The organism is Algibacter sp. L4_22 (assembly GCF_023473045.1).
In the GTDB taxonomy this organism is placed as follows: domain Bacteria; phylum Bacteroidota; class Bacteroidia; order Flavobacteriales; family Flavobacteriaceae; genus Algibacter.
In genome coordinates this window covers 733,425-758,612 of record NZ_JAMCOK010000003.1, presented here as the reverse complement: position 1 = coordinate 758,612, position 25,188 = coordinate 733,425, and the positions used below count along the sequence as shown (strand labels likewise).

The window sequence follows — 25,188 nt, the reverse complement described above, 5'->3', positions numbered from 1 at the left end:
TTTTTATAAATTAATATTTAATCCTAATGTAAACGTTTCTTGACTTGGGTTCCCCATAAACTCACCAAACTTAGCGTCAAGGTCAGTTCCGAAAGTCGTATTTTCTGGATCGATATAAGGATTCTCTGCTGGTCTCCAAAGAATAAAGTTACTAGCAGTAAATGAGAAAGTAACATTATTAAAATTAACCTTTTCACAAAGTGATTTAGGTAAATTATATGCTAAAGTTACATTTCTAAGTTTAAGGAAAGATTTGTCTATAACAGCATAATCATCTGCATCTAATCCTCCGTTACTATAAAAAGTATGTAATGCTGTTGCATCAACAGGAGTAGTGTTCTCAGAATATGTTCCATCACCATTATCTACAACAGAGTTAGGTATAATGAAAGAGTTTCTGTCGTTTAATACACTTTCTGGAGAACTACCAGTCCAGTGCATGTAATCTTTAGTACCTGAATAAATACTACCTCCATATCTAAAGTCTAAAGTAGCGGCTAAAGAAATGTTTTTGTAGGAGAATTTGTTTGTTAAACCCATTCTATACTTTTCGTTTATATCTTTTCCAAGAAGTTCTAGGTCTGTTGTATGTTGTGGATTACCACTACCATCAACAATTGTAGATTCAACTCCATTAACCATCGTTGTTTGAGGAACAGAGCTTTTAAACTGACCTAATGCCATTCCTTCTATTGCATAGATACCAGCATCTCCAAAACCAGAAATAAAAACCTCTTCAACATCTAAGCTTTCTACTTTGTTTTTATTTTTTGTGTAATTCCAATTTACATCCCATGTAAAATTATCTGTCACAATTGGTTTAACATTTACACTTACTTCTAAACCTTTGTTTCTAACATCTCCTAGATTGGAGGTGATTGATGTATAACCAGTTGATGGATCTAAAGGTAAAGATGCAATAAGACCTTCCGTTAACTTGTTGTAATAAGAAATTTCAAATCCAAATCGCCCTTTGAACATTCTATTTTCAATACCTATTTCAAACTCTTTTGTTATTTCTGGTTTAAGATCTGAATTACCTAGTACATTAGAATTGGTGTATGAGTTAACCCCTCCTAATGGAAATGTGAGATCATCTACATTTGGGAAACCTGGATTAGTTGAATAACCAGAAACATATCTGTCATATACTTTGTAAACATCAGCATCGTTACCGGTACTACCATATGCAACTCTTATTTTTGTGAAATCGAAAATGCCAGTATCAATATCTTTAGATCTTAAATGATCTGTAAGAATATAACTCATGTTTACACCTCCATAATAGAAAGAATTATTGTCAAGTGATAATGTTGAAGACCAATCATTTCTAGCTGTGAAATTAAAGAATAAAAAGTTTTTATAGCTAATATCTGAAGATACGTAAAGGCCTAAAAGTCTTCTTTTTTCATGTTCATGACCAGAAGTAGCAGGTGTTAAACTATTATTTAAGTTGTAAAAACCAGGAATATCAATTGACGAAATCTCTCCGAATAATTCATTATACTTACGTTCGTTAGCATTAAAACCAAATAATGTGTTTATGCTAATATCTTTTGTAACTGTATTGTCAAGAGCTAATGTAAGATCATGATTCATTTGTGTTCTAGTAATACGTTCTTCACGAAAGTTACCAGGGTTAGCTGCGCTAGAACCGGCATTAATTGCTCCATCGCTAAAGGCGATAATACCTGTGTGACTTTCTAGGACAGAAGTTTCGAAATCTCCACCAAGTCTATATGTTAATTTTAAATTGTCAAGGATATCATAATCAATCTGGAATTTTCCAAAAAATTTATTTTTCACTTGATTTGCTGCGTCATTATCTAAAATATAATAAGGATTAACACCGTATGGCGTAAAGTAATTATCTAGATTGTTAAATTTATTATTGTAATCCTTTAAATCAACAATTGATATATCGTTTGCTATTTCGTATAAAGATCTTAGCATTGAAGTACCTTGCCCTGTTGGTACAGAATTTGTTAATTCATTACTATAGTTTATAGAAGAACTTATTTGTAATTTTTTAAATTTATGAGATCCTCTACTTGACAATGTAAACCTCTCGTAAGAGTCAGAATCTGTAGGAACAACACCATCTACTTTATTGTGAGATATAGAGAAGTAGTAATTTGTAACATCAGAACCGCCTGAAAGTGAAAGTGAATTAGATATGTTTTCTCCGTAATCATAAAAATCTTTAATGTTATCTTCTAAGAATACATAAGGTTTTATATTTTGGCTATTGTCAACAATATTACCCCAAACGCGGTCAACACCGTCGTAAGCTGCGCCCCAGTTACCATTTTCATCTAATGCTCTATCTCCACTCCAACCTTGTCCGAATTGAGATTGTTTAGTTGGTAATGCGCTTATTCTACTAAGACTATATGAGCTATTGAAGTTTACTTGTAAAGCTCCTTCTGACCCGCTTTTGGTAGTAATCATTATAATACCATTTGATGCTCGAGAACCATATAGAGCAGTAGCAGAGGCTCCTTTAAGAATTGTCATTGTAGCAATGTCATTTGGGTTAATGGCATTAATACCAGAACCAAAATCAACTTGTGAATTTAAATCACTTCCAGAACGGTTTTGTTCATTTGTTAATGGTACACCATCAACAACATATAATGGTTGATTGTTTCCAAAAGATGAAGCACCACGAATAATAACATTTTGTGTGGAACCAGGAGCAGGAGCTGCTGTGATTTCAACACCAGCTGCTTTACCTTGAATAGCATCTATTGGGTTAATAGACTTGTTGCTATTAAGTTCTTCAGCTCCAATTGTTTGTATTGATGAACCAACGGTTTTTTTCTCTCTAGAAATACCTAAAGCAGTTATAACAACTTCTTGCAAAGATTCTGCATCTTCCGCCATTGTAACGTTTATAGTTTTATTTGATCCAATAGAAATCTCTTTTGTTGAATATCCAACAAAACTGTATACAAGAACTGCGCCTTGATTAGCTTTAATGGTATAAGCTCCATCGAAATCTGTTGAAGTACCTGTTGAAGTACCTTTTACTAAGACTGTAGCTCCAGGTAACGGTAAACCAGAATCATCTGATACTGTTCCTGAAATTGTCTTTTCTTGTGCAAACGTTAGTTGCACAACAAACGCTAATAGTAGCGTTAGTATTCCACTAAACTTTGTTTTCATTTTATAATTATTTGTATTAGTCAACGTCAAAAATCACAATAAAAAGTTAATAAAACAATAAATAATGGTTAAAATTTGCTTTTTTGTGTTACGATTTTATAGAAGTATTAGAGAAAGAGTTGAAATCTGTAGTTTGATTGAAGTTAATATTTAAGAGGTTTATTTGGTAATTCGTTAATAATTAATTGTTTGAATATTTTTTTCTACTATTAATGTCGAATATTTTTCTTTCAAATTCAAATTCAAATTCAAATTCAAATTCAAATTCAAAGAGGAAATGTTTCAGTGTTTTTCTGTTTGTTATTAAATAATTAGTAAATGGTTTTAGATGATAGTAAGCATTATTTGTAGTTATTTTTAATAACGAATAATAATGTTTAATTTTAATTAATAGTTTAAATCAATCTCCTTTTTAAGATGGATTAATTTTACTTAATTGAAAACTTGAAATGAAGTTAATGTGAACCTCCTAGATCCGCTTATCTTGAAGTGCAGTCTGTATTTTTGAGAGTTAGAGTAAATGCTTCTGGACTAGCTAAACGATCTCCGTATACATCATATACTACATAGCTGTAACATCTACCGTAGCATAAAGTTATAGGGATGCTAGTTGAAGCAGTTCAATCTAGAAAACCTGTACTCGGACCAGAAACAACTATGACCTTCAACGTCAAGAATCGGATAAGATATTTCACTTGCATAGCTATCAAAAGTAAAATTAAGAGTACCACTTACTTCTACGGTGCAAGTTTGTTTGGTTTGGATATTAAATTAAAACTGATGTGCTACCTGGTTTTACACCATTAGTAGGCATTAACTTAAGAGCTACGTCATTAAAGCAGTTTAAGGTAATAATCTGCTATGGCTATAGTAAATTTTCCTTTATTACTGTTTGTAGGTATAGTGAATGATGTAGGGGTGTTGTAAAAGATTAATTGTTAATGGTTTATTTTTGAAAAATACGATATAAAATAAAACGGTCGGTTAAACATTATGTTTAACCGACCGTTTTTTGTACTAAGTATAACTTTACTAAAAATTTAGTTTTGTCTAATTAGTTTTTCTAAGAATTCTCTAGTAGCACCTGTTCCTCTATCATACCCTGTAGTTAATTCTACAATATGACTTCCATCAGACATAAGTGTTTGCTTATTTGTGGTATCATCACATATAATCATTTCAAATACACTTTTAGCACAAGTCATAATTGGAGATCCGTTTAATAATGTTGGTTCTCCAGCAAGATCAACATCTAAAACAGTGATAACATTGGTGTCAGGATCTACTGTAAAGTAAAAATCATTGTCATCTGGCCAAAATCCAATTCCAACATGCTTGTATAAATCTGGAGAAACTGCTTGGATAGAAACGGTACCTCCGAAGTCACCTTGGCGACTTCCTGAGTTCCAATACTGTCCAATTTCAACATCGTAAGTTCCTGCTAAAGTAGTTTCAGGAAGCGCTTTTAATGTTAAAGCAATTGAATTAACATCTGATACAGCTTCTGATGATTCAACAATTTCTAGAACAATGTCCTTAAAATCAAAAGGTACAAGGTTACCCGTTAATACAATAATTGCTGCATTTGCAGTTTTTTGACCTGCAGGAATTGTAAATGTAGTTTCACCTAACTCAAACTCAACACCTTCTTGCGCTTGCGAATCAGGACTTGTTGCAATGGTTACAGTTACATCTCTATCTAAAGGAACATTTTTTCCTCCAAAAAAGGTAATTGGAATCATATAATCTATTGATGTTACAGCTGGATCTAAAATAATATTTAGTTCGTCTGTTGTATTTTCAAATTGAGCCAATATTGGACCTTGTCCAAAATCAGTTTTTGTGTCGTCTAATAACGCATCACAAGAACTTAGGGTGATAAGACTCCCTAAAGCTAGGACGAAAAATGTCCTGATAAATTTAATGTTTTTCATTTTTATATTTTTTTATTTCCAAAATGGAGCGTTAGTAAATACATCTCCTGCAGCTTGTGTAGGTACGTTGTTGACGTTTCTAGCATATTCTGAAGATGGATATAATAATCTTACTGGTCTAACACCATCAGACTCTGCAGGAATAGGTAAGTTAGCAGGGAAACCTGTTCTTGTTAAATCAATCCAAGACTCTATAGAAGACGTTCCGTTTAATGCTATCCATTTTTGAGTCATGATAGCTTGAATTTTGTCAGTTGAATTATCCCAACTAATATTTATAATATCTTGATTGTAGTAATTTTGAGCGCGTCCAATAACAGAGACAGCCTCTACAGCTTCTACAGCTTCAATTGGAGGTGTAGCCGTTGGGTCTGCCTCTACAGCCTCTACGGCTTCAATTGGTTCTACTCCTAATTGTACAAATGATGCTTCAATTGCAGCTTCATATAAAGCTTGAGCAGCAGCATCCCCACCTGATAAGTATCCTCTTACAGTAGCTTCTGCTTGTACAAATAAAGCTTCAGCTTCAGACATTACAATTTGATCTTGATCTGCACTTACTAAAAGGCCAGGTCCAACTTTTGATAAATCAGCAGATGTAAATCCTACACCAGGTAAGATAGTAGACTGTTCTGCTCCTTTATAACCACCATTAGCAGCTTCTTCATAAAGTCTTTCAAGTCTAGGGTCATTTGCGTTTGTTAAAAAAGCAAGAGTATAATCTGAAGCAACCGTAAAATCTTTTCTGTTTTGTTCAGCACCATTTGGTTGTACAAAATAATCGTAGAAAGGACTTTGTTGATCTTCATTTGCTGTGTAGCCAGGGTTAACACCCGCAGTAGCATGTATGTAGCCACCACCATTAGCATTTATATCAGCTATTTGAGTAGCAATATAAGCATCTTGACCTGTGTTGCTCATTCTTACAAGCATTCTTAATCTAATGCTGTTAGCAAATTCAACCCAGTAATCCATGTGGCCTTCAAATATAATATCTTGTGTTCCAGGGTCTTCTGCTGTGTCAGTGCTGTTAATTAAAGCTACAGCTGCTCCTAAATCTTCAATTACACTTTTGTAAATAGTTTCAGCATCATCATAAGCAGGAGTTGCATTGTCTCCTCTAAAGTTAGCTTCTGTGTAAGGAACGTCTCCATATAAATCAACTAATAATTGATATTGAAAACCTTTTACAATTTTAGAAATTGCTTTATAGTTAGAATAATCAACTGCACCAGAAGGATCTTCGTAATTTTCAATATATGTAAGGTTTTTGAAAATTGTTGCATAAGACGTTTCAAAGATATTTGAAAAATCATCAGCACTGAAGTTGTATCTGCTATATATAGAGTTTGCAGACCAGTTAGATGGTGTTGCCCAGTTAACTACTAATGAGTTACCTAAGTAAGTCATAGTACGACCGTTTAATTCGCCAAAGTCTTCAAGAGCAACAGGTAAAGTTAAACTCGGTGTCGATATTGCCGGGTCATTAGGGTTTTCGTTGACATCTAAAAAGTCATCGCAACTTACACTAACTATCGCTAGTGCAAAAAGGGATAAAATTGCTTTTTTCATTTTTATATTTTTCATTTTTATTTTTTTAGAATGTTAAGTTTACACTCATACCAAACTGTCTTGTAGGAGCTGTTTGATTTTGGTCACCTACACCAACTGCATTTCCAGTAGTAAAGTTGAATTCAGGATCTGTAGTAACATTTGATGCTGGTCTCCAAGTCACTAAGTTTCTTCCAAAAACACCAATAGATAAATCATCCACACCAATAGTTTTTAAAACATCACCATCGAAAGTGTAAGACAATAAAATCTCTCTAAGTTTTAAAGTAGTCGCATCAGAAACGTAGTTTTCTTTAATTTCTCCGTACTCATCCCAGAAAGCGTTACCACCTCCACTTGTTAATCTATTGTCGTTAGCTACATAACCTCCATTACCATCAGAGTAAGAAGAGTTAGGGAAAACGAAAGCTTGTCTTCCTGCAGTTGCACTGTGTTGAGATAAACCTGTAAATTCAATAGCATCTACAATAGCGTTATAAAATACGTGTCCAGTTCTGTAATCTGCAACCGCATATAAATTCCAGTTTTTGTAGCTAATGTTGGTGTTCATTCCTAAGATATAATCAGGAGTTGTTTTACCTTGAATTTGGTTAGTTGGATCTTGAATTGGATCTCCATCGTCACCAACAATAACTCTTCCTTCATCATCTCTTAAATAAGCTGTTGTTCTTAATTGTGGGTAAGGCTCTCCTACTTTAGCAATAACTTGAGCAGAATCAAAACCACCAAGACTTAACTCATCAACACCATCAGCTAAAGAAATAACTTCAGATTTAATTGCTGTCCAAGTTAAACCAACATCCCATTTAAAGTTATCAGACTTTAAAATAACTCCGTTTAAATCTACTTCTATACCTAAGTTTTCAATTTCTCCTACGTTTACTGTTGCTCTAGATGCACCAGATGCATAAGATACATCAGCATTTACGATTTGATCTGTTGAGTTTGTTTTATACCCTGTAAAGTTAGCTGTAAGTCTGTTTTTGAAAAAACCAGTTTCTAAACCTACCTCTAAAGAAGTTGTAAACTCTGGGTTTAAAGAAGGACTTGGTACTGTACTACTTTGAGATAAACCAACTGTAGTTCCGTAAGGGAAACCTGTTGGAGCAAAGAATGTACCTTGAGTTGCATATAGTCCTGGATCATTACCAGTTTTTGTTAAGTTAACTGCAGCTTTTAAATAGCTTAACCCTTTATCAGATGTAATATCAAATGCATCGGTAGCAGCAAAAGATAAACCAACACCATAGTAAAAGAATGAGTTACCGTCTTTTGGTAAAGTTGAAGACCAGTCATTTCTACCAGTACCAGTTAAGAATAAATAGTCTTTATAGCCTAAAGTTAAATCACCATAAACACTCATTCTTCTGTAGTTACGAGTTCTTTGGTTTCCAGAACCAAAATCAGGGAAATCACCACTTTGAATGTTACCTGTTATTGTAGAGATGTTGTAAAAATCAGGAATAATTAAATCGTTACCTGCAACCGCAATCGCCTGGCTATCTTCAATTCTTGTATTTTGACCTGTTGTAAACTTAACATTAAAGTTTTCTGAAAGATCTTTATCAAATCTTAATAAGAAATCTGTGTTCAATCTAGAGGTATTTAGCATAGCATCTGCAGTACGCGCGCCATACTCATCCATTCTTGCATACGTATTTTCTAATTCGAAAGCGTATGTAAATGCTCCGTATTCTCTTTTTGTAGTTGTATTAGATCCTGTATAACCAACATTTAAAGATGCAGTTAACCAATCTGTAATTTCGTAATCTGCAAAAGCAAGAACGTTAAATTCATTGATATCGCTTTTTAGTCTTTGTGTATCTACTATAAAGTAAGGGTTTTCGTAGAATGCAAAGTAAGATGTTTCGTTTCTTGTGAATTTACCAGTTTGCCAGTTTTTTAATTCTTGAATTGGTATGTGTAATGGTGTGTTTATGATATTCCAGTATAATGGTCTATCTTGACGTCCACCTGCACCAACAACATTTGAATGAGATCTAAAGAATGATAAGTTACCACCAACACTTAATTTGTTGTATTTTTTACTTCCTTTTAATCTAAAGTTTGTTCTGTTGTAAGCGTCGTTAGGTACAATACCTGTTGTATTTGTTTGGTCAATAGACATTAAAAAAGTGCTAGTTTCATCACCTCCACTTACTGTTACACCATGTCTAGTAGTGCTACCTTGTTTAAAGAAATCTTTATGATTGTCTTCGATAGCGGTGTAAGGTACTTGCCAAACTTCACCATTATCTAAGGTTTCACTAGCATCTACTAAACGACCATCAAAACGAGGTCCCCAAGCAACATTTTCTAAAGGAAATAAAGTTCCATCAGGAAAACCACCAACACCAAATTCATTTTGGAATTCAGGTAAGTAAGCAGCATTCTCTACTTGAAAAGATCCATTATAAGTCACTTTTAGTTTTCCTTTACCACCTTTTGTTGTCACTAAAACAACACCATTGGTTGCTTCAGATCCATAAAGTGCTGCCGAATTCGCTCCTTTTAAAACACTAATGCTTTCAATATCGTTTGGATTAATACGGTCTAAAACACCTCTGTCTGATGGAAAACCATCAATAACAACAAGTGCTTCATTGTTTCCTAATAAAGATCTGTTACCCCTTAATACAACTCTAGTACTTGGGTTAACACCATTATTAGTTGTGTTAATTTGTAAACCTGCAACTTTCCCAACCATAGCGGTAGCAACGTTGACAGCTTTTGTTTTTGTAATGTCTTCGTTTTTTAAAGTTGATACAGAATAGGAAAGCTCTTTTGCATTTCTTTTAATTCCTAATGCTGTAATAACAACTTCATCTAAAGCAGCGGCATCTTCTGCCATTGTTGCGTTAACTGTTTTGGACGATCCAACAGCAATTTCTTTCTTAGCATACCCAACAAAGCTAAAAACTAAGGTAGCACCTTGTTTTGCTTTAATTGCATATTTTCCATCGAAATCTGTTGAAGTACCTGTTGAAGTACCTTTAACTAAGACTGTAGCTCCTGGTAACGGTAAACCAGAATCATCTGATACTGTTCCAGAAATTGTCTTTTCTTGTGCAAACGTTAGTTGCACAACAAACGCTAATAGTAGCGTTAGTATTCCACTAAACTTTGTTTTCATTTTTATAATTATTTGAATTAGTCAATGCCAAAAATCACAATAAAAAGTTAATAAAACAATAAATAATGGTTAAAATTTGCTTTTTGAGTGCGAATTTTAATGATAATTACGGTTTTAGTTGAAAGATTGTAGTCAAACTTATGTTAATCTTAGAATTTGATAGTTTAAATTTTCAATTCTGCAATTTGCCGTTTGCATAATTTATTTTAAATAAGAGAGATTTCTTTTATAAGTTAGGATTGACGGGGTGTTTGTGTAAGTTTTTTAATACCCATTAATTATCTTTCCGGCTATTTTATTAATCTTTTTATTATTAGAATTAAAAATTTTGGGATATTATTTTTCTATTTGAAGTATATATTATCGATCTTTTTTACTTAAACTTTTAGCTTAGGAGTTAGAATGTATTCTTTTTTCAATAAATTATTGTAGGATATATCTTTGTTTTAACTGTTTTCGAATATAATTTAAGCTATCACAAAAAAAAGAGACTACCTGAAAAGATAGTCCCTTTTATATAACTTATTAAGTTTTATGTTTGTTATTTTACTTCAGCTTCGCCAAATTCAATATCGATTTCTGTTAAGGTTGTTCCTCCATTAGTGGTAAGAACATCACCAATTTTAATCATACCATACTCAGTAACGTTTGTGTCAGGTTCTCCTTCTTTTGTAACAACTCGAGTTATTCTATAGATATAAAGATCACCATTTGCTGTGGCGCTAACTTCTGTAGCTTTTGTTCCCGCGTCGTATAATCTTTTTGCTATTAGTAAATCTTTTTCAGAATAAAGTTTTTCTACAGTATTATAGTAATCGCTTTCTCCAGATAAATCTCCAACTTTCACAAAATCAATATCTGTAGTTCCTTCTTTTTCAAAGCCTGTTGGGCTTTTGAATTTAATTTCACCATCATCAGTATTAGAGTCTGTATAAAAAGTAGCAGTATCTAAATTCAATTTGTTTTTAGTAAGGTCTGAGCTTAAAGTTAATTTATTACTGGTTTCAAACGTTTGACTGATTATTGGCATGTAAGTTTCTAATGAATCTGTTAAAGTTCCGCTAGTAGCTATAAATCTATAGTAAAGGGTATCTTTTACAGCTAGGTTGTAACCGTAAGATGCGTCTGTGAAATTAGTGAAAATAATTTCGTCACCATCAACATTTAAAGCTGATCCAAGAGGCATAGTAGGAGCATAGGTTCCTTCTTTACCTTTTTTCCATTCTAAAGATATGTTATCTATTATTGCAGATTTTGTAGCAGCTTCAAATATTAAAGTATCTTCTACTGTAGTATTATAGATAATGGCTTCTAAACCTTTTTCTAGAGAAAGTGCTTTATTGATTTTTACAGTAAAATCTTTTGAATAAGGCTTTCCGTTAGAAAGTGTAGAAATTGTATTGGCTTCAACACTGCTAATTTTTTCTTTCGATTCATCTTGACTTGTTTCAGGATCATCTACTTTAAAGCGGTTTAGTGTCCCAAATAATGAAGAGTTAAAGGTAGCTGTGTCTCCAGAAAGAGAAGCATTAACTGTAGTTGTTCCTATTACTACTTCCATATCGGTTACAGTTACATCGTCTGCAGTAATAATCGAAAATTCCATAGTATGGTTTTCGTCTAGATTACTTATGCTAGACGTGTTTAAAATTATATTAGCGCCTAAATCTGTGTAACTGATTTCCCCTTCGTCTTCGTTACAAGAAAAAAGAACACATATGGGTAAAATAAAAAATATTTTAAGTTTTTTCATAATTTATATTTTTATGACTGTTTTTAATTAAAGTTTATCAAAAAATAGTTTTGTTTCTAATTCATCTCCACCAATACTTGTACTAGCATCGTTTAAATTAGATCCGTTTAAAGAAAGTTCAACCGTTGGATACGTAAACCTGTAAGGAGGTTGGTTGTTAGTCGTTTTCGCGTCTTCTGGTGCTGTTAATAATGGAAAATCTAATCGTCTCCATTCAGTCCAAGATTCGAAACCTCTATTGTAGAGTGCTAACCATTTTTGAGTTCCTATTTTTTCTTTGTAATTACCAGCTGCACTGCTATATGCGACACTTCCTTGTCCTAAGTAAGTATCAACTTCCGCATCAGTTCCTCCCCAATATTTGATAGAAGCAGCAATTGCATTGTTGTAATGTGTTTCTGTAGTTCCTGTAATAAAACCTCTTTCAATAGCTTCTGCTAATAAAAATTCAACTTCATAATAAGTCATTAATGGTGCTTCTAATGTTGGATCTTGACCTATTTTATCAGATACATGTGAGTACTGACTGAATGAGTTTAGTTCTCCTGAAATACCTCCTTTGTAAACACCGTTATATAATGTAAAATAATCATCTCTTCGGGGATCGTTTAAAGTTGTCATCATGTCTACAATAGTGTTTGTAGGAACATAATCATCACGTCCAGATAATACTAATGCTGCATAAACTGGGTTTGTGTATGGTGCTGCACTTTCAAAAGCAATTTTCATATCATCGTCTGCGGAAGTGAAAACACCAGCAGTTATTGCTTCATTTACTATAGTTTCTGCTTTTGCAGGATCGGAATCGGCTATTAACATACCCATTTGAAGTTTCAAAGAGTTTGCGAATTTTAACCATTCTGATATATCTCCATTATAAACAATATCTTCAGATGTTGAAAAACCAACTTCATCGGTTATAAATTTTGAAATTACATTTTCATCAAGTCTAACAAGTAAATCATTAAAGATTGTTTCTTGTTTATCAAAAACTGGATTTAAAATATCTATATCTAATGCTTCTGTGTATGGAATATCTCCAAATGAAGTTACTAGAACGTAGTAAGTGTAAATCTCATAAAGTTCTATAGTCGCTGTTTTATTTGTTTGCACATCTGGAAGACCTGAAACTAAGCTTTTAGATTCTTTAAAGTTTTTTAGAACATCTCGGTATAATGTTTCCCAATGATACTCATCAATATTCCTTGTTTTTAAATCATAGTTTGCTTCATCTGTATAGGTTGTTTCTGTCCAGTTTTGAACAATGAGACGGAAAATATTCTCATTAACACTCGTTTCCGTCATTTGATTAAATAACTTGTACTGGGCGCTTGTAAAAAGAGATGCATCAGTCGTTACTGCAAAATCTTTTTTGTTTACGTTAAGCTCTTCTAAATCTTTAGTACAAGAAAGTGAGACTAAAGCTATAAGTGCTATTATTATATTTTTTTTCATTTTTCTTATGTATTAAAATTGAAGTTTAACATTAAGTGCATAATTCTTCGTAGTAGGCAGTGATCCAGATGAAAGACCTTGAATATTACCTGCACCAAAACCTGTTTCAGGATCTGCGTCAGGTATATTTTTGTGGATAATCCATAAGTTCGAACCTACAACTGTTACAGATAGGTTATCTAATGATAATTTAGAAGCAACATCTTTAGGGAAATTATAAGATAAACTAGCCTCTCGTAATTTAACGAAAGAAGCATCGTAAACAAATTCACTTAAAGGAAGTGTTTGGTAACCCGTGCTACCGAAACCACTAGCGTCTAATCTTGTGGTATTAGGTGTACCATCGGCTAAAACGCCATCATAAATAAATCCACCACCATTGGCAAGTGTGTTTCTTACAGGGTTTCCTAAATCGTTAATAAAATCTGAGCTAGCTAAAACTCCCGTAGCTTGCCCATAACGTTGATCTAAAGAGAACATATCTCCACCATGTCTAATATCTATAAAGAAACTAAAAGTTAAGTTTTTATAAGAAAACGTATTTCTTACACCAGCTAACCAATCTGGATTACCGTTACCGATAATCTGATCTGAGCTACTAGCAACAGGAACACCATTTGCACCTATTATTTTTTCACCGTTTTCGTTATATGTATAATCACTTCCTTTTAAAGCTCCGTAAGATTCTCCTATTCTAGCAACTACTTGTGCGTTAAAAGAACCTAATAATAATTCATCTAATCCATCCGCTAAAGACACTACGGTGTTTTCGTTTTTAGACCAGTTTACATTCAACTTCCATTTAAAATCTTTAGTAATGTCGAATTCAGAGAAAGCAGATAATTCGATACCTTTATTTTCTAATTCTCCTGCGTTTATAATTTTACTAACATATCCTGTGCTCTCACTTACTGAAACAGGTACAATTTGATCTGTAGTGTTTGTTTTATATAAAGCGATATCAAAACCAAGGTTTGCGTTTTTTAAAAACTTCATTTCTAAACCTACTTCGTAAGATTTTGAAATCTCAGGTTTTAAATCTGGATTTTTCTTTGAATTACTAACAGCAGCAGCAGCATTTCCTTGAAAAGATGTTAAACTGGTGTATGTGTCGTTTATTTGATCAAAACTAGTAGCGTTTCCAATTTGCGCCCAGTTAGCTCTTAATTTACCAAATTTGATAAAAGGAATGTTTAAGTTTTGAGAAAAGATATAAGATCCTGAAACTGCAGGGTAGTAGTATGAGTTGTTTTCAGTAGGCAGTGTAGACGTTTTATCTCGACGTATAGTACCTTCCAAAAACAGGTAGTTTTTATACCCAAAAGTTGTTCCAGCAAAAAAACTTTGAACTTCTATAGTTTCGTCTCTTTCTTTAGGGTTAGGTAATGCATCCGTTGAATTTTGAAGCGAATATACACCAGGTACTTTAAGGCCTCCATTAGTTGCGGCTGTTACCATGTTTAAAGTACTGTTCCTGATATTTCCACCTAAAAATGCGCTAAAACTTAAATCATCAGAGAAGTCTTTAGAGTAGTTCATTAATGCATCTAAGTTTGTTTCTCTTGAGTTTATATTTCTTCTTAAGTATCCTGAGGTTTGATCATTTCTATTATAACTACCATCGCTTCCTTCATTAATACCAAAGGCAGTAGCTACAGATCCAACAGCTCTTCGTTCTTCTTGTATTTCGCTATATTGATCTACAGAGGCTTTACCTGTTATGCTAAGGTTTTCTATAATGTCGTATTTTAATTCAGCATAACCTGTAAATCTATTTCTACCATCATTTTGGTAGTTTTCATAACGTGTCCAATATGGGTTATCCCAATATATAGGTGTTAGATTTGTAGGAGACTTAGGATTCCATGTAATATTTTCACGTGTTAAAAAGTATGCATCTTTTTGTTTTTTGAAATCTACATTGTTTTGTCCCCATTGGCGCATAAAACCAACTATATTATCATTATATCCTGTAGAGTTTCTACCTACAGTTGCTGTGTTTATATAAGTGGCGTAACCAGTAGCTTCTAATTTTTCTGTTAATTTAGCAGTTGCAGCTAAAGAAAAAGTATTTTTGTTTTGTGAGCTATTTGGTAGTATGCCGCTAGCATCATAGTTAGAGTATGATAGTCTAAAAGACCCAGCATCGAATCTTTTAGCTACAGAAACTGAGTTTGTAAAAGAAGTAGGAGTTTGAAAAAATGTAATAGGACCATTTTTAGTGGCTTCCCAAGGTCTTGCTACTCCATAGGTATCTGTTAATTGTGGGTATAATGCATCCCATTGAGTTAAATATAAGCTAGAATCAAATTTAGGTCCAAAAGAAGCATCGTCGTTTACGTTAGCAAAGTTATCAATAGTTCCATCTCCATTAAAATCTTCTGATTTGAAATTATAATCGTTTCCGCCATAACCAGCTCCGTATCCTGTTTGGAATTCGGGAAAAGTACTTTTGTCTATACTTCCAGTACTAACATTAGAAGATATTGTTACCGAGTAATCTTTAGAATTAGATCCTTTACCTTTTTTAGTATTAATTACTATAACACCGTTTGATGCTCTAGAACCATATAACGCTGTCGCAGCAGATCCTTTTAGAACATTCATAGACTCAATATCATCAGGGTTTAAATCTGATACAGGATTACCGTAATCGTAACCAGTAGATCCTTGAGATTGTGTTCCTGTGTTTGTGTTTCTGTTAGAAATTGGCACGCCATCAATAACAAATAATGCTTGATTTGAACCTGTTAGCGAAGTTTGGCCTCTAATTACAACATTGGTAGAACCACCAAGGTTGTTCGTTCTTTGTATAGAAAGACCTGAAACTTTACCAGAAAGTTGATTAAGGACATTTGCTTCCTTTACAGTAGCGATTTCTTCATTTCCAATTTCTTGTGTTGCGTATCCTAAAGATTTTTTACTTCTTTTAATACCCAAAGCAGTTACAACAACTTCATCTAGAGTTGCTGCATCTTCGTCCATTGTTACATTAATAATTTTGGAAGCTCCAATAGTTATTTCTGTTTTGGTGTATCCAACAAAACTAATAACAAGAGTAGCTCCTTGATTAGCTGTTATTGAATATTTACCATCGAAATCTGTTGAAGTTCCTGAGGAGGTTCCTTTTACTAAGACAGTAGCTCCAGGTAAGGGTAAGCCAGCATTATCCGAGATTACTCCTGAAATTGTCTTTTCTTGTGCAAACGTTAGTTGCACAACAAACGCTAGTAATAGCGTTAGCATTCCACTAAGCTTTGTTTTCATTTTATAGTTATTTGAATTAGTTAATGTCAAAAGTGGCCATAATATGCAGATAAAACAATAAATAAGAGTTAAAAATTAAGAATTATATTACAGTTTTATAGATATGTCAAAAAAATACTAAAAAACTGTAGTCAAACTTATGTGAATCTTAGAATTGGATAGTTTAAATTTTTGATTCTGCAATTTGCCGTTTGCATAGTTAAATTTAAAAATGCCAGCTTTAGTTAAAATACCAAATCCAAAGCCGTATCCAAACAGTTTTTCTTTGGTTTTTAAAATTTTGTTCTCAAAATATGCAGCATCTGTTATTGAGTGAATGTAGATTGAGTTGCTTACTTGGTAACGGTACTCTGTGTTAAGTAATCCGTATAAGGAAGCATAAAGACTATTTTCTTCAAAACCTCTAATGGAATTAATACCTCCAAATCGAGAAAGTTCGTTTTCGAGATAATCATCAGATGATAGTAGCGACCCGTTTATTCGTGTATAAAAACTGTTTTTATGGTTTAAATTAAAAATTTTAGACGCATCAATAAAAAATTGTGTTTGGTTTTGTGATAAACTACTTTGCTTTCGAGTTCCAAAGTCGGTTTCAAAATATAATTTACTGTTCACGGGAAAGAGTAAATTTTCCGATTGTGGCTTTATGTATTCATAAGCCAAGGTGTAATAGGATGTATTATAATCAACAATGTTGGGTGTGGTATTTAAGGATAGTAAATTGTTGGACTCTAAATTTGTTAGACCTACGTAAATTTTATGTTTAGAATTTATTTGATAATGAAGTTTTACAGATTGATTTACGGTAGTGAAGGAAGAATCTCGTTTAAAAATGCGTAATTGAAAATCGACTCCAATCGGTGTTTTAAATAAATAAGGTAGAGACGCGTTGATGTCAAATGTTTTTTGATCGTTCTCGTCGCTCTTATAAAGGAACTGAAAAGATTCTCCAAAATTTAAATTATTTGTTAGACTTAGATTTAAATAGCCATCAAATTCAATGTTATTGGTGTCTTCATTCGTTCCAAAACCTAAAAAACCGTCGAAATTATTACTCTGAGATTTTTTGAGGTATAAATATAATGATGTTGAATCTTTTGAAAACAGAACCTCAGGCGATTTTATTTGGTTAGCAAAACGTAAATCATTAAGCTGTTTTGTTTTATTTTTTATTGAGTTTAAATCGAAAACCTGATTTTTCTTTATTTTTAAATAGTGTTTTAAATAGGAGCGAGGAAATTTTTCGTAACCTTTAATAATGATATTACTAATGGTTCTTTTTTCTTCGGAAGAATTAATAACCAAATCTGCCTTTAATATGGTTTTGCTTTCAGTTGAAATATTTGATAGATTTAATTTTGAAAAAGGAAACCCATCTTTAGTTATTTTTGAATTAATAAAATTTAAAGCATTTTCTACTTGCTGAAAAGGTAATTCAAAATAATCATCAAAAACTTTATTCGAAATTTGATTTAAAATAGATGTTTCAATTAAGCGGTTATCATAATAGATGTTTATCGAACTGAATTTTGTTTTTAAATTGATAGAGGTAGCAAAGACAGAATCGTTAATTTTTGAAATTTCAGAAACTTCATTTTCAATATATCCTTTTTTAAAGAGTGTATTTTGAATAAATTCAACTTCCGATTTAATCGAAAAAAAATCTTTGTGCGTTTTTATATAGTTTAAAGAATCTATTACTTGGGTTTCATTCTTATTTTTTCCATCAATATTTAAATATAAAGTTTGGCAAAGCACTTCCGTAGAAAAGAATAAAAATATAATAAGAAAAGAAATAAAAGTTTTTTGCAAAATGATTTAAAGAATTGATGTTTTTTGTTGAATAGCTAAATAATTTATTAGGTTTATTTTAATGAAATGTTTCTTGTTTTATGTACTAAAACTGTTTCTATTATGGTCGTATTCTTTTTTAATTTTATAAACTAATCTCCATGTAAATCTAACGGAAAAAGTACAAATTTAATATCTAGATGGCTTCTTTTTTCTAAAACTCTTAAAAATTAACGAATTACGATTTGAATAATTAATTTTAATTACTACATTTGCACCCCTCTAAGAAGAGGATTAACAAATATTATATAGAAATATATGCCAACAATTTCACAATTAGTACGAAAAGGAAGAGCCAAAATAACCAAGAAGAGTAAATCGGCTGCTTTAAATTCGTGTCCACAAAGACGTGGTGTGTGTACTCGTGTTTACACAACGACACCTAAAAAACCTAACTCAGCAATGCGTAAGGTAGCAAGGGTTCGTTTAACAAACGGTAACGAGGTTAATGCATACATCGGTGGTGAAGGACACAATTTACAAGAGCACTCGATAGTATTGGTTAGAGGTGGAAGGGTAAAAGATTTGCCAGGAGTTAGATATCACATCGTTCGTGGTGCCTTAGACACAGCAGGTGTTGCAGGTAGAACACAACGTAGATCTAAGTACGGAGCAAAACGCCCTAAGAAGTAATTAAAACTTTAAGAAGAAGAAATGAGAAAAAGAGCAGCGAAAAAAAGACCGCTTTTACCAGACCCTAAATTTAACGACCAGTTAGTAACTCGTTTCGTTAACATGATGATGTGGGATGGAAAAAAGTCGGTAGCTTTTAAAGTATTCTATGATGCAATTGCAATAGTAGAAGAAAAGAAAACAGACGAAGAAAAAACAGCTTTAGAGATCTGGAAAGATGCCTTATCTAACGTTATGCCTCACGTAGAAGTACGTAGTCGTAGAGTTGGTGGAGCAACATTCCAAATTCCAATGCAAATTCGTCCAGACCGTAAAGTATCTACGGCAATGAAATGGTTAATTAGCTATTCACGTAAAAGAAACGAAAAATCTATGGCTTTACGTTTGGCTTCAGAAGTTTTAGCAGCAGCTAAAGAAGAAGGGTCAGCAGTTAAGAAAAGAGTAGATACTCACAAAATGGCAGAGGCAAATAAAGCATTCTCTCACTTTAGATTCTAAAACATGGCAAGAGATTTAAGATTAACAAGAAATATTGGTATTGCTGCACATATTGATGCAGGAAAAACCACTACTACAGAACGTATTCTTTATTATACAGGAGTTTCTCATAAAATTGGTGAAGTACATGATGGTGCTGCAACAATGGACTGGATGGAGCAAGAGCAAGAACGTGGTATTACTATTACGTCTGCTGCTACAACTTGTGAGTGGAAATTCCCTATGGAAAATGGTGAGCCAACAGCGGAAGCTCAGGACTACCATTTTAATATTATTGACACACCAGGTCACGTAGATTTTACTGTAGAGGTAAATAGATCTTTACGTGTACTTGATGGTTTAGTATTCTTATTTAGTGCAGTGGATGGTGTTGAACCACAATCTGAAACTAACTGGAGACTTGCTGATAACTATAAAGTGCCAAGAATAGGATTCGTTAATAAAATGGACCGTCAAGGATCTGATTTTATGATGGTTTGTGGCCAAGTAAAAGAAATGTTAGGTTCTAATGCAGTGCCTATTGTTTTGAATATTGGTGACGAAGAAAACTTTAAAGGTATTGTCGATTTAGTTAAGAACAGAGCTATTGTTTGGCATGAAGAAGGAATGGGTTCAACATTTGATGTTGTTGATATTCCTGAAGAGCTTAAAGAAGAAGCAAAAATTCTACGTGCTAAGCTAATTGAAGAAGTAGCTAGTTATGATGAAGACTTACTAGAGAAATTCATGGAAGATGAAGATTCTATTACAGAAGATGAAGTGCATGCTGCACTTAGAGCTGCTGTAATGGATATGGCTATCATTCCAATGATTTGTGGTTCTGCTTTCAAAAATAAAGGTGTACAATTCTTATTAGATGCTGTATGTCGTTATTTACCTTCTCCTATGGATAAAGAAGGTATTGTAGGGATGAATCCTGATACAGAAAAAGAAGAATTGCGTAAGCCAAGTGTAGACGAACCTTTCGCTGCATTAGCATTTAAAATTGCTACCGATCCTTTCGTAGGTCGTTTAGCTTTCTTTAGAGCGTATTCTGGTCGTTTAGATGCGGGTTCTTACGTTTTAAATAACCGTTCTGGTAAAAAAGAGCGTATTTCTCGTATCTACCAAATGCATGCTAACAAGCAAAATGCAATTGATTTTATAGAAGCTGGAGATATTGGAGCTGCTGTTGGATTTAAATCTATCAAAACAGGAGATACACTTTCGGCTGAAAAATTCCCAATCGTTTTAGAATCTATGGACTTCCCTGATCCCGTAATTGGTATCGCAGTGGAACCTAAAACTAAAGCTGATGTTGATAAATTAGGAATGGGCTTAGCTAAATTAGCTGAAGAAGATCCTACATTTACTGTACGTTCAGACGAAGCTTCAGGACAAACTATTATTTCTGGAATGGGTGAATTACACTTAGATGTAATTGTAGATCGTTTAAGACGTGAGTTTAAAGTAGAAGTTAATCAAGGTCAACCACAAGTTGAATATAAAGAGGCTATTACAGCTGTAGCGGATCATAGAGAAGTTTATAAGAAACAATCTGGTGGTCGTGGTAAATTTGCTGATATTGTATTTACGGTTGGACCAGCAGATGAAGGCGTTGTAGGACTTCAATTTGAATCTGTAATTAAAGGTGGTAACGTTCCTAAGGAATTTATACCTTCAATTGAAAAAGGATTTAAAATGGCGATGGTTAACGGACCTTTAGCAGGTTACGAAATAGATGCTATGAAAGTAACATTGAGAGATGGATCTTACCACGATGTGGATTCGGATCAACTTTCTTTCGAATTAGCAGCTAAATTAGGATTTAAAAACTGTGCTAAAGCTGCAAAAGCTGTAATCATGGAACCTATTATGAAACTTGAGGTAATTACTCCTGAAGAAAATATGGGTGACATTGTTGGAGATTTAAACAGAAGACGTGGACAAATGAGTGATATGGGTGATAGAGCTGGAGCAAAAACTGTAAAAGCTACTGTGCCATTATCAGAAATGTTTGGTTATGTTACTACATTAAGAACATTATCTTCTGGTAGAGCAACATCAACTATGGAATTTTCACACTATGCTGAAACACCTTCTAATATATCTGAAGAAGTTATTAAGGCTGCTAAAGGAGAACAATCTTAAAAAGTTAAGAAAATGAGTCAAAAAATCAGAATAAAATTAAAGTCTTACGATCATAACTTAGTAGACAAGTCTGCTGATAAGATTGTAAAAACCGTAAAAAGTACAGGTGCTGTTGTAACTGGTCCAATTCCATTACCAACACACAAGAAAATTTTCACTGTATTACGTTCACCTCACGTTAACAAGAAGTCGAGAGAACAATTTCAATTAAGCTCTTACAAGAGATTATTAGATATTTACTCTTCATCTTCTAAAACTATCGACGCTTTAATGAAATTAGAGTTGCCAAGTGGTGTTGAAGTAGAGATTAAAGTATAGTTTAATTACAAGTTTATACTTGTATAGATAAAAATTAGAGGCATCAGGATAATTATTTTATTCTGATGCTTTTTTTTTTTGAAATCGAAATTTTACATTGATTTCATCAGGTTTTACTATGTTTTTGGAGGGTGATAGAAATATTGGATTTTGAGACAAAATAGATTAATAATATGGTTATGATGTTTTTATACAGAATTAATTGAAAATCATTTTTTTAAACCGAAATAAAACTCTACATTTGCATGCTCAAAATAGGGAGTTTTGCTCCATATTTACATGTCCCACCAATGCGGTTGCGGGAAAAACGGTAAAAATACACTTCAAGGCTGAAACGTATTTTCAGCCTTAAATGTTTTTAATAAATAGTAAATCATTAATAAATAATTAAATATGTCTGGGTTAATTGGAAAGAAAATCGGTATGACCAGCATCTTCGATGAAAACGGGAAAAACATTCCTTGTACAGTAATCGAAGCTGGACCATGTATCGTTACCCAAGTCAGAACTGAAGAGGTTGACGGCTATGCAGCTATTCAACTTGGTTTCGATGACGCGACAGAAAAAAGCGCTACTAAAGCAGACTTAGGTCATGCTAAAAAAGCGGGTACTTCTGTGAAACGCAAAATCGTTGAATTCAAAAGTTTTGATTCGGAGTACAAATTAGGTGATGCAATCACTGTTGATCATTTCGCCGAAGGCGAATTTGTTGACGTTGCTGGTACATCAAAAGGTAAAGGATTTCAAGGTGTTGTAAAACGTCATGGTTTCGGTGGTGTAGGTCAAGCTACTCACGGTCAACATAACCGTTTAAGAGCGCCGGGGTCTATTGGAGCTGCATCTTACCCTGCTCGTGTTTTTAAAGGCATGAAAATGGCAGGTAGAATGGGTGGAGACACAGTTAAAGTTCAAAATTTAAAAGTTTTAAAAGTAGTTGCTGAAAAGAACCTACTTGTGGTTAAAGGATGTGTTCCTGGCCATAAAAACTCTTATGTAATTATTAGAAAATAATGAAAGTAGCAGTTTTAGATATAAACGGAAAAGACACAGGTAGAAAGGCAGACCTTTCTAGCGATGTGTTTGCTATTGAGCCTAATAATCACGCGGTATACTTGGATGTTAAACAATACTTAGCAAACCAACGTCAAGGAACTCACAAGGCTAAAGAAAGAGCTGAGATTTCTGGATCTACCCGTAAGATTAAAAAGCAAAAAGGTACTGGTACAGCTCGTGCAGGTTCTATTAAGTCTGGTGTGTTTAGAGGTGGTGGTCGTATGTTCGGTCCAAGACCAAGAAATTACAGCTTCAAACTTAATAAAAACCTTAAGAGACTAGCTCGTAAATCAGCATTTAGTATTAAGGCAGGAGAGAAGTCTATTGTAGTTTTAGAAGACTTTAGTTTTGAGTCTCCAAAAACTAAAAACTTTACAGCTGTTTTAAAAGCTCTAGATTTAGAGAACAAAAAGTCACTGTTTGTGTTGGGTGAGGCTAATAAAAACGTATATTTGTCGTCACGTAATTTAAAAGGCTCTGAGGTGATAACTTCTTCAGAAATAAGTACTTATAAAATACTGAACGCAAATCAAGTGATTCTTTTAGAAGGCGCTTTAGCAGGAATTGAAACAAATTTAAGTAAATAGAAACAATGAGTATCTTAATTAAACCTATAATCACAGAAAAAGCGACAGCTAATAGCGAGTTGAGAAACTGCTATACGTTCTCGGTGAAGACTAAGGCGAACAAGGTAGAAATCAAAAAAGCGGTGGAAGCTGCTTATGGTGTTTCTGTTGAAAAAGTTCGTACTATAAATGTCCGTCCAGATCGTAGTACCAAGTTTACTAAAACTGGTATTCAACATGGTAAAACAAATGCAGTTAAAAAAGCAATTGTACAACTGGCGGAAGGTGAAATGATTGATTTATACAGTAACATGTAATTAAAGACAAATGTCAGTAAGAAAATTAAAACCAATCACCCCAGGACAGCGATTTAGAGTAGTAAACGGCTATGATGCTATTACTACTGATAAGCCGGAAAAGAGTTTACTCGTTCCGAACAAAAGATCTGGTGGTAGAAACAGTGAAGGAAAAATGACTATGCGCTACATTGGTGGTGGTCATAAAAGAAAGTATCGTATTATCGATTTTAAAAGAGACAAAGCTGGTATTCCTGGTGAAGTTGCTTCAATTCAATACGATCCAAACAGAACAGCTTTTATTGCATTATTGAATTATCAAGATGGCGAAAAAAGATACATTATTGCACAAAATGGACTTCAGGTTGGGCAAAATGTAGTATCTGGTCAAGAAGGTGTTGCTCCAGAAATTGGAAATGCAATGCCATTAAGTGAAATTCCATTAGGAACTATAATTTCTTGTTTAGAGTTACGTCCAGGTCAAGGTGCTGTTATGGCTCGTAGTGCTGGTGCATTTGCTCAATTAATGGCAAGAGATGGTAAATTTGCTACGGTAAAATTACCTTCTGGTGAAACAAGATTAATTCTTGCTAACTGTATGGCAACTATCGGTGTTGTATCTAATTCTGATCACCAATTATTAGTAGGTGGTAAAGCAGGTAGAACAAGATGGTTAGGTAGAAGACCACGTACTAGACCAGTAGTTATGAATCCAGTCGATCACCCAATGGGTGGTGGTGAAGGTAAATCTTCTGGTGGACATCCTCGTTCTAGAAACGGTATTCCAGCTAAAGGTTACAGAACCCGTTCTAAGACTAAAGCAAGTAATAAATATATTGTAGAACGTAGAAAGAAATAAGACATGGCAAGATCACTAAAAAAAGGACCTTACGTTCATTATAAATTAGAAAAGAAAGTAGCTGTAAATGTTGAAGCTAACAAGAAAACGGTAATCAAAACATGGTCTAGAGCCTCTATGATTACTCCGGATTTTGTTGGACAAACTATCGCAGTACACAATGGCCGTCAATTTGTTCCAGTATATGTTACTGAAAACATGGTAGGTCATAAATTAGGAGAATTTTCACCAACACGTTCATTCCGTGGACATGCAGGTGCTAAAAATAAAGGTAAAAAGTAGTAAGCTATGGGAAGTCGTAAAAAACAAATGGCAGACGCTATTAAGGAAGCAAAAAAACACGTTGCTTTTGCTAAACTTAATAACTGTCCTACATCACCGAGAAAAATGCGCTTAGTAGCCGATTTAGTAAGAGGCGAAAAGGTAGAACATGCACTTAATATTTTAAAATTCAACCAAAAGGAAGCTTCTGGACGTTTAGAGAAATTGTTACTGTCTGCAATTGCAAACTGGCAAGCTAAAAACGAAGAAGCTAACATTGAAGAGGCTGAATTGATCGTGAAAGAGATAACTGTTGACAGCGGATCTATGTTAAAGAGATTACGTCCAGCACCTCAAGGTCGTGCACACAGAATCAGAAAACGTTCTAACCACGTAACAATCGTAGTAGGAGCAAAAAACAACACACAAAGCTAAGATAGA

18 protein-coding genes are annotated in these 25,188 nt (G+C 33.6%); 10 read left to right on the top strand and 8 right to left on the bottom strand.

Going from position 1 to position 25,188, the window contains the following annotated elements; all coding sequences use genetic code 11:
- Positions 1-3: 3 nt before the first annotated feature.
- From M4I23_RS11515 to M4I23_RS11480, 8 genes are all read right to left on the bottom strand, one after another.
- Positions 4-3,168 carry a SusC/RagA family TonB-linked outer membrane protein gene (locus M4I23_RS11515; RefSeq protein ID WP_158844952.1) on the bottom strand — a complete coding sequence of 1,055 codons (3,165 nt, stop codon included), beginning with the start codon at positions 3,166-3,168 and terminating at the stop codon, positions 4-6.
- Positions 3,169-4,208: 1,040 nt separating this feature from the next.
- Complete coding sequence (locus M4I23_RS11510; protein WP_249754470.1) at positions 4,209-5,102, bottom strand: hypothetical protein; 894 nt, start codon at positions 5,100-5,102, stop codon at positions 4,209-4,211.
- Between the two features lie 12 nt (positions 5,103-5,114).
- Positions 5,115-6,689 (bottom strand): SusD/RagB family nutrient-binding outer membrane lipoprotein, encoded by a 1,575-nt coding sequence (locus M4I23_RS11505; protein WP_249754469.1) that lies wholly within the window; start codon positions 6,687-6,689, stop codon positions 5,115-5,117.
- Between the two features lie 10 nt (positions 6,690-6,699).
- Entirely contained in the window at positions 6,700-9,807 is a 3,108-nt protein-coding gene (locus tag M4I23_RS11500) for a SusC/RagA family TonB-linked outer membrane protein (protein ID WP_158844943.1), read from the bottom strand.
- 541 nt (positions 9,808-10,348) lie between these two features.
- Positions 10,349-11,560: a hypothetical protein gene (locus tag M4I23_RS11495; protein ID WP_249754468.1), complete on the bottom strand. Its 1,212-nt coding sequence runs from the start codon at positions 11,558-11,560 to the stop codon at positions 10,349-10,351.
- 27 nt (positions 11,561-11,587) lie between these two features.
- Positions 11,588-13,015 (bottom strand): SusD/RagB family nutrient-binding outer membrane lipoprotein, encoded by a 1,428-nt coding sequence (locus tag M4I23_RS11490; RefSeq protein WP_249754467.1) that lies wholly within the window; start codon positions 13,013-13,015, stop codon positions 11,588-11,590.
- 12 nt (positions 13,016-13,027) lie between these two features.
- The gene (locus M4I23_RS11485) at positions 13,028-16,282 is read right to left on the bottom strand and encodes a SusC/RagA family TonB-linked outer membrane protein (RefSeq protein ID WP_249754466.1); all 3,255 of its coding nucleotides are present in this window, start codon (positions 16,280-16,282) and stop codon (positions 13,028-13,030) included.
- 117 nt (positions 16,283-16,399) lie between these two features.
- Complete coding sequence (locus M4I23_RS11480; protein ID WP_249754465.1) at positions 16,400-18,094, bottom strand: POTRA domain-containing protein; 1,695 nt, start codon at positions 18,092-18,094, stop codon at positions 16,400-16,402.
- A 297-nt stretch (positions 18,095-18,391) separates the two neighbouring features.
- On the opposite strand from M4I23_RS11480, the gene rpsL reads away from it, so the two are divergent.
- The 10 genes from rpsL (at position 18,392) to rplV (ending at position 25,182) form a co-directional block, all read left to right on the top strand.
- Entirely contained in the window at positions 18,392-18,766 is a 375-nt protein-coding gene (rpsL, locus tag M4I23_RS11475) for a 30S ribosomal protein S12 (protein WP_042499114.1), read from the top strand.
- Between the two features lie 21 nt (positions 18,767-18,787).
- Positions 18,788-19,264, top strand: coding sequence for a 30S ribosomal protein S7 (gene rpsG / locus M4I23_RS11470; RefSeq protein ID WP_042499115.1), 477 nt, complete (start codon positions 18,788-18,790; stop codon positions 19,262-19,264).
- A 3-nt stretch (positions 19,265-19,267) separates the two neighbouring features.
- On the top strand, positions 19,268-21,394 hold the full coding sequence (gene fusA / locus M4I23_RS11465) for an elongation factor G (RefSeq protein ID WP_158844929.1): 2,127 nt from the start codon (positions 19,268-19,270) through the stop codon (positions 21,392-21,394).
- 12 nt (positions 21,395-21,406) lie between these two features.
- Positions 21,407-21,712 (top strand): 30S ribosomal protein S10, encoded by a 306-nt coding sequence (gene rpsJ, locus M4I23_RS11460; RefSeq protein WP_007650482.1) that lies wholly within the window; start codon positions 21,407-21,409, stop codon positions 21,710-21,712.
- Positions 21,713-22,105: 393 nt separating this feature from the next.
- A complete protein-coding gene (rplC, locus tag M4I23_RS11455) occupies positions 22,106-22,723 on the top strand; it encodes a 50S ribosomal protein L3 (RefSeq protein ID WP_158844926.1) in 618 nt (205 codons plus the stop codon).
- Positions 22,723-23,352, top strand: a complete 630-nt coding sequence (gene rplD, locus M4I23_RS11450; RefSeq protein WP_158844923.1) for a 50S ribosomal protein L4 — start codon at positions 22,723-22,725, stop codon at positions 23,350-23,352. The genes rplC and rplD overlap by 1 nt, the downstream gene beginning before the upstream one ends.
- A 5-nt stretch (positions 23,353-23,357) precedes the next feature.
- Positions 23,358-23,648: a 50S ribosomal protein L23 gene (rplW, locus tag M4I23_RS11445; protein ID WP_042499124.1), complete on the top strand. Its 291-nt coding sequence runs from the start codon at positions 23,358-23,360 to the stop codon at positions 23,646-23,648.
- A 10-nt stretch (positions 23,649-23,658) separates the two neighbouring features.
- Complete coding sequence (gene rplB / locus M4I23_RS11440; protein WP_158844921.1) at positions 23,659-24,486, top strand: 50S ribosomal protein L2; 828 nt, start codon at positions 23,659-23,661, stop codon at positions 24,484-24,486.
- A gap of 3 nt (positions 24,487-24,489) precedes the next feature.
- Entirely contained in the window at positions 24,490-24,768 is a 279-nt protein-coding gene (gene rpsS / locus M4I23_RS11435; protein WP_044399704.1) for a 30S ribosomal protein S19, read from the top strand.
- A gap of 6 nt (positions 24,769-24,774) precedes the next feature.
- Positions 24,775-25,182, top strand: a complete 408-nt coding sequence (rplV, locus tag M4I23_RS11430) for a 50S ribosomal protein L22 (RefSeq protein ID WP_158844918.1) — start codon at positions 24,775-24,777, stop codon at positions 25,180-25,182.
- Positions 25,183-25,188 lie beyond the last annotated feature (6 nt).

Excerpts from the sequence above, each read along its gene's own strand:
- M4I23_RS11515 (WP_158844952.1), bottom strand. The coding sequence starts at position 3,168 with ATGAAAACAAAGTTTAGTGGAATACTAACGCTACTATTAGCGTTTGTT.
- M4I23_RS11510 (WP_249754470.1), bottom strand. The coding sequence starts at position 5,102 with ATGAAAAACATTAAATTTATCAGGACATTTTTCGTCCTAGCTTTAGGG.
- M4I23_RS11505 (WP_249754469.1), bottom strand. The coding sequence starts at position 6,689 with ATGAAAAATATAAAAATGAAAAAAGCAATTTTATCCCTTTTTGCACTA.
- M4I23_RS11500 (WP_158844943.1), bottom strand. The coding sequence starts at position 9,807 with ATGAAAACAAAGTTTAGTGGAATACTAACGCTACTATTAGCGTTTGTT.
- M4I23_RS11495 (WP_249754468.1), bottom strand. The coding sequence starts at position 11,560 with ATGAAAAAACTTAAAATATTTTTTATTTTACCCATATGTGTTCTTTTT.
- M4I23_RS11490 (WP_249754467.1), bottom strand. The coding sequence starts at position 13,015 with ATGAAAAAAAATATAATAATAGCACTTATAGCTTTAGTCTCACTTTCT.
- M4I23_RS11485 (WP_249754466.1), bottom strand. The coding sequence starts at position 16,282 with ATGAAAACAAAGCTTAGTGGAATGCTAACGCTATTACTAGCGTTTGTT.
- rpsL (WP_042499114.1), top strand. The coding sequence starts at position 18,392 with ATGCCAACAATTTCACAATTAGTACGAAAAGGAAGAGCCAAAATAACC.
- rpsG (WP_042499115.1), top strand. The coding sequence starts at position 18,788 with ATGAGAAAAAGAGCAGCGAAAAAAAGACCGCTTTTACCAGACCCTAAA.
- fusA (WP_158844929.1), top strand. The coding sequence starts at position 19,268 with ATGGCAAGAGATTTAAGATTAACAAGAAATATTGGTATTGCTGCACAT.
- rpsJ (WP_007650482.1), top strand. The coding sequence starts at position 21,407 with ATGAGTCAAAAAATCAGAATAAAATTAAAGTCTTACGATCATAACTTA.
- rplC (WP_158844926.1), top strand. The coding sequence starts at position 22,106 with ATGTCTGGGTTAATTGGAAAGAAAATCGGTATGACCAGCATCTTCGAT.
- rplD (WP_158844923.1), top strand. The coding sequence starts at position 22,723 with ATGAAAGTAGCAGTTTTAGATATAAACGGAAAAGACACAGGTAGAAAG.
- rplW (WP_042499124.1), top strand. The coding sequence starts at position 23,358 with ATGAGTATCTTAATTAAACCTATAATCACAGAAAAAGCGACAGCTAAT.
- rplB (WP_158844921.1), top strand. The coding sequence starts at position 23,659 with ATGTCAGTAAGAAAATTAAAACCAATCACCCCAGGACAGCGATTTAGA.
- rpsS (WP_044399704.1), top strand. The coding sequence starts at position 24,490 with ATGGCAAGATCACTAAAAAAAGGACCTTACGTTCATTATAAATTAGAA.
- rplV (WP_158844918.1), top strand. The coding sequence starts at position 24,775 with ATGGGAAGTCGTAAAAAACAAATGGCAGACGCTATTAAGGAAGCAAAA.